At 35.7% G+C, this 16277-nt stretch carries 18 protein-coding genes and 1 other RNA gene; 10 read left to right on the top strand and 9 right to left on the bottom strand.

Features of this window, described 5'->3' with window-relative positions; translation table 11 throughout:
• Positions 1 to 731 precede the first annotated feature (731 nt).
• From CCZ01_RS05730 to secG, 4 genes are read right to left on the bottom strand one after another with little or no spacing between them, the layout of a single operon-like run.
• Complete coding sequence (locus tag CCZ01_RS05730; RefSeq protein WP_112052268.1) at positions 732 to 1211, bottom strand: RDD family protein; 480 nt, start codon at positions 1209 to 1211, stop codon at positions 732 to 734.
• Entirely contained in the window at positions 1208 to 1831 is a 624-nt protein-coding gene (pyrE, locus tag CCZ01_RS05725; protein ID WP_112052267.1) for an orotate phosphoribosyltransferase, read from the bottom strand. The genes CCZ01_RS05730 and pyrE overlap by 4 nt, the downstream gene beginning before the upstream one ends.
• Positions 1828 to 2388, bottom strand: coding sequence for a ribosome recycling factor (gene frr, locus CCZ01_RS05720; RefSeq protein ID WP_112052266.1), 561 nt, complete (start codon positions 2386 to 2388; stop codon positions 1828 to 1830). Before frr ends, pyrE begins: the two co-directional genes overlap by 4 nt.
• 13 nt (positions 2389 to 2401) lie before the next feature.
• Entirely contained in the window at positions 2402 to 2806 is a 405-nt protein-coding gene (gene secG, locus CCZ01_RS05715; RefSeq protein WP_112052265.1) for a preprotein translocase subunit SecG, read from the bottom strand.
• A 250-nt stretch (positions 2807 to 3056) separates the two neighbouring features.
• Here secG and CCZ01_RS05710 point away from each other — a divergent pair, with 250 nt between their 5' ends.
• Positions 3057 to 3815 (top strand): HugZ family heme oxygenase, encoded by a 759-nt coding sequence (locus CCZ01_RS05710; RefSeq protein ID WP_112052264.1) that lies wholly within the window; start codon positions 3057 to 3059, stop codon positions 3813 to 3815.
• Between the two features lie 30 nt (positions 3816 to 3845).
• Here the strand turns inward: CCZ01_RS05710 and CCZ01_RS05705 are convergent, their stop codons facing one another.
• Positions 3846 to 4172 (bottom strand): DUF2325 domain-containing protein, encoded by a 327-nt coding sequence (locus tag CCZ01_RS05705; RefSeq protein ID WP_112052263.1) that lies wholly within the window; start codon positions 4170 to 4172, stop codon positions 3846 to 3848.
• A 233-nt stretch (positions 4173 to 4405) separates the two neighbouring features.
• Between CCZ01_RS05705 and CCZ01_RS05700 the strand changes: the two genes are divergently transcribed.
• Genes CCZ01_RS05700 through ribE form a run of 4 tightly spaced genes read left to right on the top strand, consistent with a single transcriptional unit; the run spans position 4406 to position 7516 of the window.
• Entirely contained in the window at positions 4406 to 4990 is a 585-nt protein-coding gene (locus CCZ01_RS05700) for a metal-dependent hydrolase (RefSeq protein ID WP_112052262.1), read from the top strand.
• Between the two features lie 2 nt (positions 4991 to 4992).
• Positions 4993 to 5784: a phosphatidate cytidylyltransferase gene (locus CCZ01_RS05695; RefSeq protein ID WP_112052261.1), complete on the top strand. Its 792-nt coding sequence runs from the start codon at positions 4993 to 4995 to the stop codon at positions 5782 to 5784.
• The gene (gene dxr, locus CCZ01_RS05690; RefSeq protein WP_112052260.1) at positions 5781 to 6890 is read left to right on the top strand and encodes a 1-deoxy-D-xylulose-5-phosphate reductoisomerase; all 1110 of its coding nucleotides are present in this window, start codon (positions 5781 to 5783) and stop codon (positions 6888 to 6890) included. Before CCZ01_RS05695 ends, dxr begins: the two co-directional genes overlap by 4 nt.
• An 11-nt stretch (positions 6891 to 6901) precedes the next feature.
• Positions 6902 to 7516: a riboflavin synthase gene (gene ribE / locus CCZ01_RS05685; RefSeq protein ID WP_112052259.1), complete on the top strand. Its 615-nt coding sequence runs from the start codon at positions 6902 to 6904 to the stop codon at positions 7514 to 7516.
• Here ribE and CCZ01_RS05680 read toward each other — a convergent pair whose 3' ends face one another.
• The 4 genes from CCZ01_RS05680 to dnaG all read right to left on the bottom strand — a co-directional run bounded on the left by CCZ01_RS05680 (position 7517) and on the right by dnaG (position 11569).
• Positions 7517 to 8554 carry an efflux RND transporter periplasmic adaptor subunit gene (locus tag CCZ01_RS05680; RefSeq protein ID WP_112052258.1) on the bottom strand — a complete coding sequence of 346 codons (1038 nt, stop codon included), beginning with the start codon at positions 8552 to 8554 and terminating at the stop codon, positions 7517 to 7519.
• 40 nt (positions 8555 to 8594) lie between these two features.
• Positions 8595 to 8915: RNase P RNA component class A (gene rnpB, locus CCZ01_RS05675), an RNA gene on the bottom strand.
• Positions 8916 to 8949: 34 nt separating this feature from the next.
• Positions 8950 to 9939: an argininosuccinate synthase domain-containing protein gene (locus tag CCZ01_RS05670; RefSeq protein ID WP_112052257.1), complete on the bottom strand. Its 990-nt coding sequence runs from the start codon at positions 9937 to 9939 to the stop codon at positions 8950 to 8952.
• Positions 9917 to 11569, bottom strand: a complete 1653-nt coding sequence (gene dnaG, locus CCZ01_RS05665; RefSeq protein ID WP_112052256.1) for a DNA primase — start codon at positions 11567 to 11569, stop codon at positions 9917 to 9919. The genes CCZ01_RS05670 and dnaG overlap by 23 nt, the downstream gene beginning before the upstream one ends.
• A 101-nt stretch (positions 11570 to 11670) precedes the next feature.
• Here dnaG and CCZ01_RS05660 point away from each other — a divergent pair, with 101 nt between their 5' ends.
• The 5 genes from CCZ01_RS05660 to gatA are packed head-to-tail and all read left to right on the top strand — an operon-like array spanning position 11671 to position 16275.
• Entirely contained in the window at positions 11671 to 12717 is a 1047-nt protein-coding gene (locus tag CCZ01_RS05660) for a tetratricopeptide repeat protein (RefSeq protein ID WP_112052255.1), read from the top strand.
• Positions 12692 to 13132 (top strand): ribonuclease HI, encoded by a 441-nt coding sequence (gene rnhA / locus CCZ01_RS05655; protein ID WP_112052254.1) that lies wholly within the window; start codon positions 12692 to 12694, stop codon positions 13130 to 13132. Before CCZ01_RS05660 ends, rnhA begins: the two co-directional genes overlap by 26 nt.
• The gene (rnc, locus tag CCZ01_RS05650) at positions 13122 to 13838 is read left to right on the top strand and encodes a ribonuclease III (RefSeq protein ID WP_258436814.1); all 717 of its coding nucleotides are present in this window, start codon (positions 13122 to 13124) and stop codon (positions 13836 to 13838) included. The genes rnhA and rnc overlap by 11 nt, the downstream gene beginning before the upstream one ends.
• On the top strand, positions 13835 to 14941 hold the full coding sequence (aroC, locus tag CCZ01_RS05645) for a chorismate synthase (RefSeq protein WP_112052253.1): 1107 nt from the start codon (positions 13835 to 13837) through the stop codon (positions 14939 to 14941). The genes rnc and aroC overlap by 4 nt, the downstream gene beginning before the upstream one ends.
• Positions 14938 to 16275 carry an Asp-tRNA(Asn)/Glu-tRNA(Gln) amidotransferase subunit GatA gene (gene gatA / locus CCZ01_RS05640; protein WP_112052252.1) on the top strand — a complete coding sequence of 446 codons (1338 nt, stop codon included), beginning with the start codon at positions 14938 to 14940 and terminating at the stop codon, positions 16273 to 16275. The genes aroC and gatA overlap by 4 nt, the downstream gene beginning before the upstream one ends.
• Positions 16276 to 16277: the final 2 nt, after the last annotated feature.

Raw genomic sequence — 16277 nt, 5'->3', positions numbered from 1 at the left:
ATAAGAATGATACAGAAAATCAAGGATAATCAAAAAAACAATGAATTCTGTTGATAAGCATTCATACCAAAGGCTAAAGACCTTTGAAGTTTCTGTTTTATGGGTTTTAAATAGAACAATTTAATCCACTTTTTTATTTGATACTTTTTAGATTTGCTCTTTTGTCATATTCTTATTTTTAAGTACTTCAACTGCTATCAAGTCAAATTCATTACTCGGTTTTGAAGTTATCTTTTGATAGCTATCTTTTTTGGTAGATTTGATTGTATTTGTTTTGTATCTTTTTAAAATTCTTACTTAGTTTTGTTTGCTCCTTTTTAGGTTTTAAGATTCTATAAATTGCTTTCTTTACAGTCGCTTACATATTTTTAGCATTGATATTTTTAGAGAGTATTTTAATTGGCTCTCCATTGCTTAGCACTATATCATTTATATTTAAATCTATTCCTACACACTTAACAGAATCTAAGCCTTGTAAATCCATTTACTTAACAGATTGTTTGATAATACTAAATAAAACATAATACTTATCATTACTTTTTGAAATTGTAATCTGATTTAGCTTCTATTCTTTTCCCTTTAAGAGGAGTAAAATTTCTTGCTTAAGTTTTGGTAAAACCCATCATTCTTTCTCCTGAATACTACCTAAAACAAACCTAGAATCTCTCCATTCGCTTTGAAGCTAAAGAGTATTACAAAAAAATAGTGAAACAAGTCAAAGATTAATCAAACTAATTTTTTATTAATTTTGTACGACAGATAGCATCATGTAAAGTTGTACGATTTCTATAAAAAAACGGTAAAAATACTGCGGAAAAAACAACCATTGAAAGCAAGTAAACAAAAAATCTTAAAAATGAGCGAACAAAACTTATCCTCTTCTTTTTATCACTAGAAACAAGCTTGACGCCCAAAGCCTTGTAGCCGGGCGTTTGCCCACTGACCGCAATAAATAAAGAAAGAATGAAACCATAAAGAGTAACGGAAACAAAAACAGCAATTTGATTCTCCCTAAATTCAGCAGCACTCCCCAAAGCAAAATAGGTTGTGATATAAAGAATGGGAGTATAAATCATAAAACTATCAATAACTTGTGCCTTGAATCGTTCAAAATAAGAAACCTCTGAATAAAGTGGTGTAACCTCTTGCCTTAGAGGTTGCTTAAGTGAAGTATCTTTTTTTTTAACTTCCCTCCAACGAGGCTTTTTCACGCATTTCCTCTACTTCCAGGCTTAATCGCCCGTGTTCCTTCCTTGCACATTGGACAATTTTCAGGTGCATAAATTTCAAAATTAAAATCTTCCAACGCAAAGAATGGAATATGACCAGGAAGCTTTCCTTCCGGCTTTGCAGGTAATTCAGAATTCACACGTTTACAAAAGCCACGATTCGCCAACGCCGCAAAGGCAATAACCCTGCCTCCTAAAGATTCAATAATTTTTGAAGATTCTAGAGCTGAACCGCCGGTCGTAATAATATCCTCACAAACCAAAACCCTCTCCCCTTCTTTTACCTCAAAGCCACGTCTTAAAGTCATTTTTCCATCAACTCTTTCTGTAAAAATAAACCGCACACCCAAAGCTCTTGCTAATTCATAACCAGCCAAAATTCCACCCAAAGCTGGAGAGCAAATTGTATCCACTTCAATAGAATATTGCATAATTTCAGCAGCAAGTGCATCAGCCAAAATTGCAGCGGTTTTAGGGGATTCTAAAACCTTTGCTGATTGCAAATAGCAAGCAGAATGATTGCCACTACTCAATAAAAAATGTCCCTCCAAAAGGGCATTTGCATTCTTGTAAATTGTAGAAATATCAAGCCGTTGTCTCATAATTTTAGTATCTCATTTTCTTTGTTCTTTAAAGTTTCTTCAACTTTTTTTATAAAATCATCAGTTTTTTTCTGAATCTCATCATATGCACGTTTTGCCTCATCTAAAGAAACACTTTTATCCTTTTCTAGTTTTTTAATCTGATCATTTGCATCCTTACGATTATTGCGTATAGCAACTTTTGCTTTCTCCCCCATCACTTTTGCTTCTTTAGCAATTTCTTTTCGTTGCTCACTTGTCATTGGCGGAAAACAAAGCTTTATATTCTCACCATCATTATTAGGGTTCACACCAATATTAGCTTCGTTAATAGCACGTTCAATTTCTTTAAGCAGATTCTTCTCCCAAGGAGAAATTTGTAATGTAGAGGCATCTAATGCTGTAATAGAACTTACTTGCGACAATGGCGTAAGAGAACCATAATAATCTACTTTGACACCCTCCACAATGACTGCAGAAACTTTACCTGTCCTTAAAGTCTTAAAATCTCTTTTCATTGCTTCAATGCTCTTTTGCATATACTCATCGGCTTCCTTGTAAATATCAGCTAATGTCATCTGAATCTCCTTTTTAAGGTTGTGGTGTTGTATCTGGCGTTTGTACTGGTACTTCTGGAATGGTTGTTGATGAATTAGAATCTGTCCCTAATATTGCATCTAAAGTCTTATTTTGTATAGGAATTGACCCACCTATTGGCACCTCTGGAACCAACGAATCTTCCTTAATATTATCAAAAACAGATTGTTGAGATTTTTGAGAATAGATATAACCCAACGCAAGAGTATTTGCAACAAATACGAATCCTAAAATAAAAGTAATTTTTGCTAAAAAACTTGCTGGACCTTTTGCCCCAAACAAAGATTCATTACTACCGCTATACACGCCAAGCCCAATACTAGAACTTTTTTGTAATAACACAACTATAGTAATCGTAATGGCAAGAACAAACTGCAAAACTAATAAAATTTCACCCATCTATACCTCTTTGCATTTTTAAGTTTAAGAATGCGAATTCTAACAAATTTTCATTAAGAATAAGCTAAAATCCTTAAAATATTCCTTGCCATCATCATTAGATACAATCTTATTAATAATAACAATTATTAAAGTTTATTTTAAGAGAGCTTGAGCTAAAATTTCCCCTATTTTTAAGGTATTAGCGATTAGTTATCTTTAAAAATAATATAATTGCAACAATTATATTAAGATATTCAAAGGAGTAAAAATGAGTTTTGAGTCAATTATTGAGCATATGAATGGACACCATCAAGAAAGCGTCATAGGTTTATGCAAAAAGTATTCTGGTACTGATAGCATAACAGAAGCAAAATTAGTTGGTGTAGATTTTCTAGGATTAGATATTGTCTATAACAACAATCAGAAGTTGCGTGTTGAATTTCCTGAAAAATGTGATGATAGCACGATTAAAAAAGCGATTATGGACTTATGTATGAATCTTGAAAAAAACAATAATTTATCAGTCATTGCCACTGAAATCCAACAATTTAAGGCAGAGGTTGCCTCTATTGTCATCGCAAGTATTGCTCCAAATGGTGAAGCAATTAGCTCTTATGCCCCCATCATCCAAGTTAACGACCAACACTACATTTATATCAGCGAAGTTGCTGAACATTTTGATAGCATTAAAACAAATCCAACAAAAATTGAGGTGATGTATTTAGAAGACGAAGCAAAAACAAAAACGATTATTGCAAGACGTCGTTTGCGTTATCGCACCACAGCAGAATTTATTGCACGCGATAGCAATGAATTTAATCAGGCATTAGATACACTTGAAACAAGCATGGGTGGTGCAGGTGGAATCAAAACAATTCGTGAAATGCGGGATTTTCACCTTGTCAAATTACACTATCAACAAGGACGTTATGTTAAAGGATTTGGGGCAGCTTATAGTATCGACACAAAAGGAAATATTGAGCAAGTTGGTGGAAAAATGCCTCACAAAATGCCTCACAAGCAATAGCATGTAAGAGACCGAAGAAGTCGCCCTTTTTTAGGCGATCTCTTCAGCCACGCATTCTTTATCACAAACCATACCATCACCAAAAATCTTGCAATATTCACAGTAAACACAACTCACACTCCGCTTAGAACAAATAGTAGGAATGTTGCGCTTTTTTGCTTCATTACGAAATTTCTTCATTGTGTTATGATTCAAGAAATTTGTCAACAAAATAACACAACGAGTGCTTTGTGGAATTTTCTTATGATTCACGCTTTCCCTGCGTCCATCCCAATGTGTTACTTCCTCACAACCCAACGAGTGCAAAACAGCCTTAATAGGAATAATCTCATCACCACCGATAATCAAAACAGACATTACATTCTCCTTATTTAAAAATATCTATTAGGAATTATAGGATATTTTTAAATAAATGTCAATAATAAGAACAATTATTATTTAAAGATATTTGATAGATTCAAGCACTGTGAATTCCAAAATATTTAACACAAACAATCAAAAATTCAATAACTTATCTATATATTAAAACAGATAATAGCAACAAGTGGCTATAATATACAAATTTTCATTACAGAAAGAAAGGACTATCATTGGTTGCAAAAACACATATTTCTTTCGCACTTTGTGTTGTCAGCGTTCCTATTTTTATCACCACAAAAATAGCCAACATTACCTTTTTTGATTCAAAGGAACTCATTTTATTGCTTGGCGGCGTTGCAATTGGATCTTTATTGCCCGATATTGATGAACCACAATCAAAAATTGGACGACAAACCCTTTTTATCTCGCACTTAATTCACAAGATTTTTGGCCATCGTGGTGCAACACATACGCTTTTATTTCCATTAGTGATAGGCGTTATTCTTTACCCGCTATTCCTCGCATTGCATTTTGATATGTTGCCCTTGCTAGGCATCGTTATAGGTTCTTACTTACATATTGCTGGAGATATGCTTACAAAAAGTGGTTGCCCTATCTATCTACCCTTGCACAGCAGAAATATAGGGTTGCTCCCAAAACCTCTTCGCTTTGTAACCGGAAGTATAACAGATAAAATGATTGGTGTGATTTGTCTAGCAATTTTTTTATTATGTAGTGCTGATTTTGCAGGATTTGATATTTCATGGATTCAACATATCAATCTGAATAAATTTATGCAAATAGTAGGAGGTTAATTATGGTTTGGCAGAAACTTAAACAAATTGAACCCGCGCGTCTTTATACAGCGGGTGTTCTTTTAGCACTCATTACAATTGTGGGAATTTTTCATCATTTTTGGATTATGTGGTTATTTTTAGGGATTGTTTATTTATTAGCATTAAAGGAAATGTCCAATCTCTATCCTACTCTCCCAACCCCATTACTTCTTAGTTTAGGAATTGTGATTTGGTTTGGTACTTTGCTTGTTCCTTACTCTGCACTCTTATCGACATGGGTTGTCTTTATTGCGATGCTTATTCTTAGCAGTTTTCAAGCTTATACAAAACTTGGTGAATCAGCCTTCATCTTACCTCTTGTTTATCCAACAATTCCTTGCATTGCATTCCTTACGCTTTATGTGGATTTTGGAATTAATGCCCTAATTTTATTACTCATCATTGTTGCCATTACGGATACATTCGCCTATTTTGGCGGAAGATTGTTTGGTGTTCGACCCTTTTGCCCGACATCCCCAAAAAAGACATTAGAGGGCGTTCTAATTGGTGTTAGTTGTGCGACAATTATTGGCGGAATTTGTGGTATACTTTTTGGATTTTTTCCTGCTATGTTTAGTTTTTTTGTTGCATTTGTAAGTTCAATTGCATCTGTCTTTGGAGATTTATATGAGAGCTATCTTAAACGTTGTGCAGATCTAAAAGATAGCGGTAGCATTCTGCCCGGTCATGGTGGAATTTTAGATCGTATTGATGGATACTTATTTGCGGTTATCATTCTTTATCCAATGTTACTAATTAGGAATTTTCTATGATTATTCTAGGCTCTACGGGCTCAATTGGCGTTAATGCACTTCATATCGCTCAAGAATTTGGCATTCAAATTGAAATGCTTAGTGCAGGTAGTAACATTACCCTACTTTCTCAACAAATCAAACAATTTCAGCCACGCATTGTCGTCATTAAAGATTCTACCCATATTCCTGCGCTCCAATCCCAACACAAAAATGTTGAATATTTTGATAGTGGTGAATCCGGGCTTTTGCGTGCATTAGAACATACGCACTCTCCACTTGCACTTAATGCAATTGTCGGATTTGCTGGACTTAAACCCACATTAAAAATTTTAGAAATGGGTAAAACCTTAGCGTTAGCAAATAAAGAATCTTTAGTTATCGGTGGTCAATGGGTAGATGTGAGTCGGATTATTCCCGTAGATAGCGAACATTTCAGTCTCTACTATCTGCAACACAACCAACCCTTTCGAGAATTAATCCTCACTGCAAGCGGTGGTGCGTTGCGCGATACGCCCATTGAATATCTCCACTCACAAAATGCAAAGGAAGCTCTTAAACACCCAAATTGGGCAATGGGTAAAAAAATTACGATTGATAGTGCCACGATGATGAATAAAATTTTTGAAGTTTTGGAAGCTTTTTGGTTATTCAAAACATCTCATATCCATGCTTTCATTGAAAGAAATTCTATTGTTCATGCCCTTGTTGGTTTTTATGATGGGAGTTTCACTGCTCATATTGCAAAAAACGATATGCGTCTACCCATCGCCTATGCAATGCTTGGAAAAAAAGCTTTACAAACCCCTTGCAATCAAGCCAAAGAATTATTTAAGCCAATCAATCTCTGTTCACTAAATGCTTTTAAATTTGAAGAAATCGACATCCAACGTTATCCATTATGGTCACTTAAAGATACACTTTTAAAAAAGCCTTCTTTGGGCGTGGTTGTGAATGCTGCAAATGAGGTGGCAGTAGAAAAATTCTTAAACCACCAAATTTGTTTTGGTGAAATAGAATCCTACATACAAAGAGCTATCCAGCATTTCCCTGATGGTGCACTCACATTTGATGAAATAGAATATCTTGATTCCGAAGTGCGTACTTTTTTATCTTATTCTTCTTAAAAGGTGCAATTATGTTTAATGGATTGATTAAAAATATAGGAAAGGTTGTCTCCTATACACCACCCTATTTACGCATTCACTCTTCACTAACTCCAGAAATTGGTGAAAGTATTGCCGTTAATGGAGCTTGTCTTAGCGTTGTAGAGATTCATCACCACGAATTTGTTGTAGAAGTCAGCGAAGAGACACAAAAGTGCATTGCAACAGAAAATTTATGCAAACAAGTCCACTTAGAACCTGCTATGCGATTGGGTGATAAAATTGATGGGCATTTTTTACAAGGGCATATTGATTCTACAGGTATTATCGCAAATATCGTCGAACACACAATTAGTGTTGATTTTTACATTCAAGCACCAAAGGAGATTCTACACCTACTTGTGCCTAAAGGAAGTGTTGGGATTGATGGCATTAGCCTTACCATTAACGAAGTTAGAGGAGATATTTTTCGCCTAAGCATTATTCCAATCACCTTCAAAGAAAGCATTTTTCATACATACCGCATTCATCGACGCGTAAACATCGAAACAGATATGTTCACGCGCTCTATCGCACATATTTTAAGCATTCAAAAATCCCAGAATCTAAGTTGGGAACAAATTGATGCACTCACTCTGAGCTATTGACTATTCTTTTATTTCATCTCCATTTTTTAAACGTTCATGCCCTTTTGTAATTACCTTCTCGCCCACCTTTAAAAAACCTGCTTTTTTGGAACGAACAAGGGCAAGGTTACTGCTATACTGTTGCACTTCAATATCCACCTGAACAGCTTTAGATTCTCGTACAACAAAAATAATATTCCCATTGTTACTAGGAAGAATTGCATCTCTTGGCACTAAAAGTCCGCTTTCTAAACCTTTTTTAAAGAGCTTTGCACGCACCTCTAAGCCCTCAATTAATTCCCCATAAGGATCTTCAATCGCTAATTTAATCGGAAAAGTTCTAGCTTTTGCATCTCCTAGTGGAATTAATGCTGCAATGGAAGCATTGTATTGTTTAGAAGCAATAAGGACTTCAATTTTTTGTCCAACTTTCAAAGAACGCAAAACATCAAAAGGCACTTCAAATGTTGCTTCCAAAGGACTTAACTTGGCGATACTAAATAATGAAGCACCCACATTTACCCATTCACCGCGTTTTAATGATTGAGAAAGAATCACACCATCATAAGGCGATTTTAATTCTTTCTTATCTCTTTCTTTTTTTAATTTTTTTAAATCTGCTTCAATCGCATCAGCACTCCCACGTTGAGCACGTAAATCGAATAACGCATTTTCATATTCTTTAAAAGAAATAGAATTACTTTTATAAAGTTTATTAAATCTCTCAAAATCCTTAGCTGTTTTATCTAATAATGCCTTAGATTGCCTTAATAAAGCCTCTTGAGATTGAATCTGTAAATCTAATAAATCACTATTCAATAATGCTAATTTCTGCCCTTGCTTAACGCGTTCTCCTTCCTTTACATAGATTGTCTCTATCACTCCAGAGACTTCGGAAGCAAGATTAGAACGTTCTTCAAAATACAATGAACCAACAAAATATCTTCCCTGTGCTAGATTCCCATCTTCAACGGGAGTTGTGATTACAAGAGTAGGTGTTTTCGCAAATAGAACATTTGCACCCAAAATCACTAACGCCAAAACAAGCATCTTTTTCATAATGTATATCCTTGAATTCGGTTACTATAGGATTCCTGAAAGAAGAGGTGTAGCTATAAGCCGAGTTCTGTATTAAAGGGTCATTTATCTTGGCGATTATTTCACAATAACGCTCACGCGAAGGCATTTTACTTGAGATTTTTACCAATTCCTTCTTGCTGCAGGTTGGGTTTACCTAGCGATTCTTATTGCTAAGAATCCGGTGGTCTCTTACACCGCCGTTTCACCCTTACTTTTTCAAGCGGTTTATTTTCTGTGGCACTTTCCCTTATCTTACGATAGCTATTCGTTAAATAGAACCTTATCTCAATGCAGCTCGGACTTTCCTCTTGTTTTAGCAAGCAACCCTCTGCTACACCTCCTTAATGATTATAGCATAATTCTCACAAAAAAACTTAAATCATCATTTCTTGTGCTTTTTGTTTAGAGTCAAAAGGAACGACAAAAAAATTTGCCTCTCCAATCTGGAGAGGATATTCACGCAATTGACTTTTACCATAAAGTAGCATTAAAGAAGCAGCCAACCCCTTATCCCTCATTGAAGATTCAGAATCAACAAGCCCAACAGGACCAAGCCAAGATTCTTCTTTAATTCTGATTTGTTGCATTTTCTCATGCTCAATATTTAATTTTTGATTCTCTTCTTCATTGCGTGAAATCACACAACGACCACCATCAGGCAAAATAAAATAACGCCCATATAAAGAAATCTCACGATCGCCTCTAACAGCTTTTCGCCTTGCAGTAATGTCCTTTAATCTTTTAGCAACACTAATATCAGTCAGCAAACACCCACCACCGGGTTTCTCATAATACTTTAATCCCAAATCTTGCACCATTTTAAGTTGTCTTTCGCGTCCTCTTCCACTAATATCAAGTAATTTTTCTCTATCTACCCAACCCATTTTTTCAGGTGTACTCATTGGCAAAAGTTTCGCACACATTGGGCGTAAAATCAAGCCTTCATCAATACCTATTTTATCGCCTACAAGATGATTAACTTGAAATAGTGCCTCCTTGCGTTGGCTTTTAGGACGTTGTCCCAAAACTTCACCGCTAATCACAAAACTTGCACCCTCTTCTTCAAGTAAAGAAAAAGCTTGACGAAACATATTTGCATGGCAATCAATGCAGGGGTTAAAATATTTTCCGTAACCATATTTCGGATTAAAAAGTATTTCATCGAAAAATTGCTCACGAATGTCTATTAAACGCAATTCAACATCAATCTGCTTTGTAGCATTCTCTAAAAATTCTCGCTTATCTTTTTTTGCCCCAAAACCAATATTAAAATTTAATGCAACAACCTTAATCCCTTGATCTTTGATGAGTTTCATTGCCAATAAACTATCCAAACCACCGCTAAAAAGTGCTAAAGCTTTCATATTGGGGGAGTTCTCCTTTCTGTAATTCTTGTAATTTTAATCGTATCTTGTCAAGCAAAAATGATCGTCGCTCAGAAGAAAGTGTTTTTTGATGTGCAACCTCTACTAATTGCTTACGATAATACCTATCTAAAATCATACAAACTTGTTTTTTAAGATTAGCTTTATCCATACCCACAATTTGTTCATCAAGCATAATTTTAAGAATCGGTGCTGCCTCTAAATTATTTTGCTTAAGAAGTTCAAATTCCTCTTCATAGCCTTGAAATACAGGCGTATCAACATATTCTAGCAAACTATCAAGCAAAGCAATGTCTTGGATAATCATCTTTAAAATGTTGGCTAATACAGGATCTTTAGGTTCACTTAAATGGATAGCTTTCACCCGTTTTTTATTATTCTTTAGACGAATCGCTCGTTGTGGAATCTGTAAAGTATGACTTAAGAAAAGGCTATATTCTTCTTGTAAAATAGGCGGAAGATCCCTTAAAATTTCTTCACATTCTTCAAGTGCTTTTCGCTTTTCTATGGGATTTTTCAAGTTATGAGAAGCAAGAATCTCTTGCATTAAAAACAAAATAAATGGCGTAAAATTTTCTAAGATACTTTTTATCTCCTCTATACGTTTTTGTGCAACCATATCTGCAGGATCAACACCATCTTTAAACAAAACTACGCCACCATCTTTATGGGTTAATAATTTTGCAGCTCTAAATGCCGCTGCCCTTCCTGCTTTATCTCCATCATACGCAAGAAGAATACGTGGCTCTCCGCGAGAAAGTAAAGGCAAATGCTCCTTTGTTAAAGATGTTCCTAAAGTAGCTACTGCATTATTAAATCCTGCTTGGTGAAGTAAAATTACATCAATATAGCCTTCAGTAACAATCACGCGTTTTTTTTGTAAAATTGCCTCCCTGGCAACAGAGTAAGCATATAAAAGTTTGGATTTATTAAATAAAGGAGTTTGGGGAGAATTGATATATTTTGCAATTTGCCCCTCCTCCTGCAAACGGCGCCCACCAAAACCAACAATTTCACCCCTTGAAGAGGTGATAGGAAATATTAAACGTTGCACAAAACGCGGATAAAATCGACCCTTATCTTCCCCTAAAAAACCCAACTTAAACAATTCAGCTACAGGTATATTTTCTTTATAGATAAATTGCATAATTTCGGAAGCTGACGGAGCATACCCCAACATAAATCGCTCTTGAGAACTCTGCGCAATATAACGATTTTCAACATACTCCAAAACTTTTGGACTATTTTGTAAACATTGCATAAAAAAAAATGTCATTCTCTCTAAATAGTCGCTCTTTAAAACTGGATTTCTCTGTTGTGTATATTGCAAGGAAAAATGGTAGAATCTAGCCACTTTTTCAACAGCTTCTTGAAAAGTTAACTTCTCATACTCCATTAAAAAATGAAAAACATTTCCATGTGCACCACAACCGAAACAATAATATAAATTTTTTATCGGTGTAATTACTAAGCTAGGTGTTTTTTCATCATGAAAAGGGCAAATAGCCTTATAATGTGAACCGCTTTTTATCAATTCCAAATGCAGACCGATAATATCAGTAATATCAACAATTCTATTAAGCTCTTCTATGGATTCTAGTTTAATCATAAATCACATTATAACAAATTAATTAAGGGCTTTTTATTGATTTTTGAGATAAAATACAATTTCAGAATGAAAAAACTAAAGACTTGGAGGAAAACAAAGGAATGGGCGAGCTCTTTAAATTTTTCAGAGATCCTTTGTTTGGTGTTGCCATTTTAATTGCAATTATTGCCTTTATTGTTCTTGCAACCTATTTCTGGAATTTACACACACGCAAAAAACAAGAAGATTCTTTAAAAGATTTTTCAAGACTTTTTGAAAGCGTTAGCGTTGATGAAATTGCTAGAGAAACTTTACTGAAACTCGGAGAATCACTCCCTGCGTTACGATTCTTAGCAGAAACTTATTTTCGTATTGGTGATTATGAACGATCTATCAAACTTTATATGGCAATTTTAGAATGTGATTTAGAATCCTCTAGTCGCTTAAATTTTCTTTATTCTTTAGGTGAGGTTTATTATTATGCTGGTTTTTTAGAACGTTCCAAAAAAATTTTGCTTGAAGTTTTGAAAAATAATCCTAGAAATCCGGAGGCTCTTTCCTTGTTAATGCGTTCTTATGAAGCATTGGGGCTTTATGATGAAGCTTTGGACGCCCTTTCATGTTTGCAAGAGTTAGGACTTCCTGAAAAAAGCGAACGATTAAATCGAGGGTACTTGAATTTGAAAAAAATTTTTCAGCAAAATCAGCCACAAAAAAAAGAAATTTTTTACTGGCTAGAATCAGATTCGCGTCTGTGGACATTCGTTTTAGAAAAACTTCAAGCCTTACAAAGAGATTGGTTTTGGGAAGCGTATTTAACGCAAAAAAGGAGTGAAGAATTATTGGATTTACTATGGAATCTCCCCAAAGATGAACTATTAAGCCGAGCCGAGCAAACAAATAATCTTATTCTTAAAGATGTTTGTGCTGCAAAGGGTTTTATGCAAATACAAAATCACTGCTACATTTTTGAGCTAGAAGTATTACGTTCTCTGCAAATTTTAGGGGGAGTAAAGGGGGATTTGGAATTCTCCTATCGTTGCGAAGAATGCAAAGGAAGTTACCCTTTGCGTTTTGAGCGCTGTCTAAGCTGTGGGGCTTTATTAAGTGGTGAACTCACTTATAAAATTAGAAAGGTACGTGATGAAAATGGTCTCTCTTTTCTGTGATGGTTCTAGCTTAGGGAATCCTGGTTTCGGCGGATATTGTGCAATTTTGCGTTATAAAGACAAAGAAAAATGTATCAGCGGTTCTGCAAAGAATGTCACCAACAACCAAATGGAACTCAAAGCAGTCATTGAGGGTTTGAATTCTTTAAAAGAATCTTGCTCTGTAGAACTCTTTAGTGATTCTTCTTATGTTGTACGTGGAATCAATGAATGGTTGTCCAATTGGGTGAAGCGGGACTTTGAAAAAGTAAAAAATAAAGACTTATGGCAAGAGTATCTTAAGGTCTCCTCTATGCATCAGATTCAAGCTCGTTGGGTAAAAGGACACGATGGACACACCGAAAATGAACGTTGTGATTCTATCGCACGTAATGAGGCTTTTCTGGCAAAACAAAGTAGTCAAAATGAAAAATGAAGAGAAAATTATGAATAATACTGCACATCTAAATATTTTAGAAGAGCGATTGGGCTATGTCTTTAAGGATAAAAACCTTCTTGTTGAGGCCCTCACACATAAAAGCTATAAACATGCTATCAGCAATGAAAGACTTGAATTTTTAGGCGATGCCGTATTGGATTTACTAGTTGGTCAATTTTTATTTTTAAAATTCCCAAAAGCACAAGAGGGCGAACTTTCAAAAATGCGTGCAGCAATGGTGAATGAAAATGGTTTTAGTCAGCTAGCACGCAATTTGGATTTGGGAAAATTTATTTATCTCTCCATTGCTGAGGAAAATAATCAAGGGAGGGAGAAGAAATCTCTTCTTTCAGACGCTTTTGAAGCTATTTTTGGAGCAATTTATCTAGAAGCGGGCATCAGCACGGCACAGGAAATCATTTTTAGAATCCTTCATGAAACTTATAAAAATATGAATCTCAAATCTTTATTAAGAGATCATAAAACTATGCTCCAAGAACTTACACAAGCCATGTTTGGAGAAATTCCTGAATATGTGATTTTAAATACAAGTGGTCCTGACCATAAAAAGGAATTTGAGGTTGCCGTTTTCATCTTAGGCACACAAGCTGCTAAGGCATATGGTGGAAGTAAGAAAGAGGCACAACAAGAGGCAGCAAGAATCGCATTGGCAGATTTATCAAGAAGAAAGGCACAACAATGAATACACTAGGTTTAGCCCTACGTATTAGCACTTTTGGAGAATCTCATGGTGCAGGCATTGGTTGTGTTATCGATGGGCTACCTGCTGGTTTAAAAATTGATGAAGAATTTATTTACTCTGAAATGCAACGTCGTACACCCGGTCGTAATATTTTCTCAACACAACGCAAAGAAAGTGATCGAGTTGAGATTTTAAGTGGTGTTTTTGAATCTCATAGCACAGGTGCTCCCATTGCTTTATGGATTGCAAACCAAAACCAAAAAAGTAGTGATTATAAAGAAATACAAAATATTTTTCGCCCATCTCATGCGGATTGGACATACCAACACAAATATAATATTCGTGATTATCGTGGCGGTGGACGTGCAAGTGCAAGGGAAAGTGCCGCAAGAGTGGCTGCAGGGGCAATTGCAAAACTTCTCCTGCAAGAAATTGGCATTGAATTTCAAAGTGGAATTTTCAGTATTGGTGAGACTTGTACGGAGGAACGGGATTTCACTTTTGCAAAAACAAGTGAAATTTACGCGTTGGATTCAAAGATTGAAGAATCTTTTAAAAAAGAGATTCTTCAAGCAAAGAATAATCACGATAGTATAGGTGCAGGTGCTGAAATTAGAGCATTAAAAGTTCCATTAGGCTTAGGTGAACCCCTTTACCATAAATTAGATGCCCAATTAGCAGCAGCTTTAATGGGATTAAATGGAGTGAAGGCTGTAGAAATTGGCACAGGAACAAATGTAGCTAAAATGCGAGGAAGTGTACATAATGATTCCATTTTACCGCATGGATTCTCAAGCAATCATAGTGGCGGAATTCTTGGTGGAATTAGCAATGGTGATACGCTGGTTGTACGCATATATTTTAAGCCCACACCCTCCATTTTCCTGCCCCAACAAACACTGAATTCTAAATTAGAACCTGTGGAATTCTCCCTCAAAGGTAGGCATGACCCATGCATTGGTATTCGAGGTGTTGTTGTGGCAGAATCCTTAGTTGCTCTTGTTCTTGCAGATATGGCGATTTTGAATCTACATTCACAACTATCAGCTTTTAAGCAATTTTACAATTCAATACATAATCCATTTTCAGGAGGAAAAATATGATAACCTTGCAAGAGGCTTTAAAAAAAGATAAAAATGAGTTACAAGAAATTTGTGCCGATATACGCAAAAAGGTAGCGGCGAGTGATTTGAATGCTTATGTGGGCGAATTAACCCAAAAAGAAGAACAAGGCATTCCCATTTTAGTCAAAGACAATATCAACATTAAAGATGAGCCACTCACTTGTGCAAGTCGTATTCTAAAAGGCTATATTGCACCTTACGACGCAACTGCTATTATCAATTTACGCAAACATGGATGTATTCCTTTTGGACGTGCAAATATGGACGAATTTGCGATGGGTAGCACAACAGAATCGAGCTGCTATGGAAAAACATTGAATCCCGTAGCAAAGAATCGTGTTCCGGGTGGCTCAAGCGGTGGAAGTGCAGCAGCAGTCGCTGGAGGAATTGCAATTGCAGCATTAGGGAGTGATACAGGCGGTTCTATCAGACAGCCGGCTAGTTTTTGTGGTTGCGTAGGCTTAAAACCTACTTATGGACGCATTAGTCGCTATGGACTTGTTGCTTATGCCTCAAGTCTTGACCAAATTGGACCTATCACACAAAATGTAAGTGATGCGGCTATTTTACTAGATATGCTAAGTGGTTACGACACTAAAGATAGCACCTCCGCAAACCTCCCTCCAACAGAATGTTTTAAAAATATTAATCCAAACAGAAAACAAACAATTGCGGTTCTTCCAGATTTTCTTAAAGACGCAAGCCAAGAAATTCAACAAGCCTATACAGAAACAATTTCTATATTAGAAAAGCAAGGACATCGCATTATTGAAAAAACGATGCTAGATACTGCTTATCATATTTCTGCATATTATATTATCTGCACTGCTGAAGCCAGTGCAAATCTTTCACGTTTTGATGGGATTCGCTATGGCAATCGTATCGATTCAGATGACCTAAAAGAATTATATATTCAAACAAGAACACAGGGTTTTGGCGAAGAAGTGAAAAGACGCATTCTGTTAGGTAGTTTCGTTTTAAGCAGTGGCTATTATGACGCATATTACCTAAAAGCTCAGCAAGTTCGCTCATTAATCAAGCAACAATTTAATAGCATTTTTAGCGATACAGATTTAATTTTAAGTCCTATTTCTCCAACTCTGCCGCCTATGTTTGGTGCAACTTCAAGTCCACTTGAAATGTATTTGGGTGATATTTACACTATTTCTGTAAATCTTGCTGGACTTCCTGCAATTAGTCTACCTACCTCTCAAAAAGAGGGTATACCTGTAGGCATGCAACTTATCGGTAAAGCTTTCGATGAACAAAGTGTTCTTGACGGAGCTTTAAGTCTTGAAAATGCTCTAAAATAGAG

It is taken from the genome of Helicobacter monodelphidis (genome assembly GCF_003288845.1).
Classification (GTDB): Bacteria; Campylobacterota; Campylobacteria; order Campylobacterales; family Helicobacteraceae; genus NHYN01.
The sequence above is the reverse complement of the archived record's forward strand: the minus strand, read 5'-3'. Positions and strand labels throughout refer to the sequence as shown.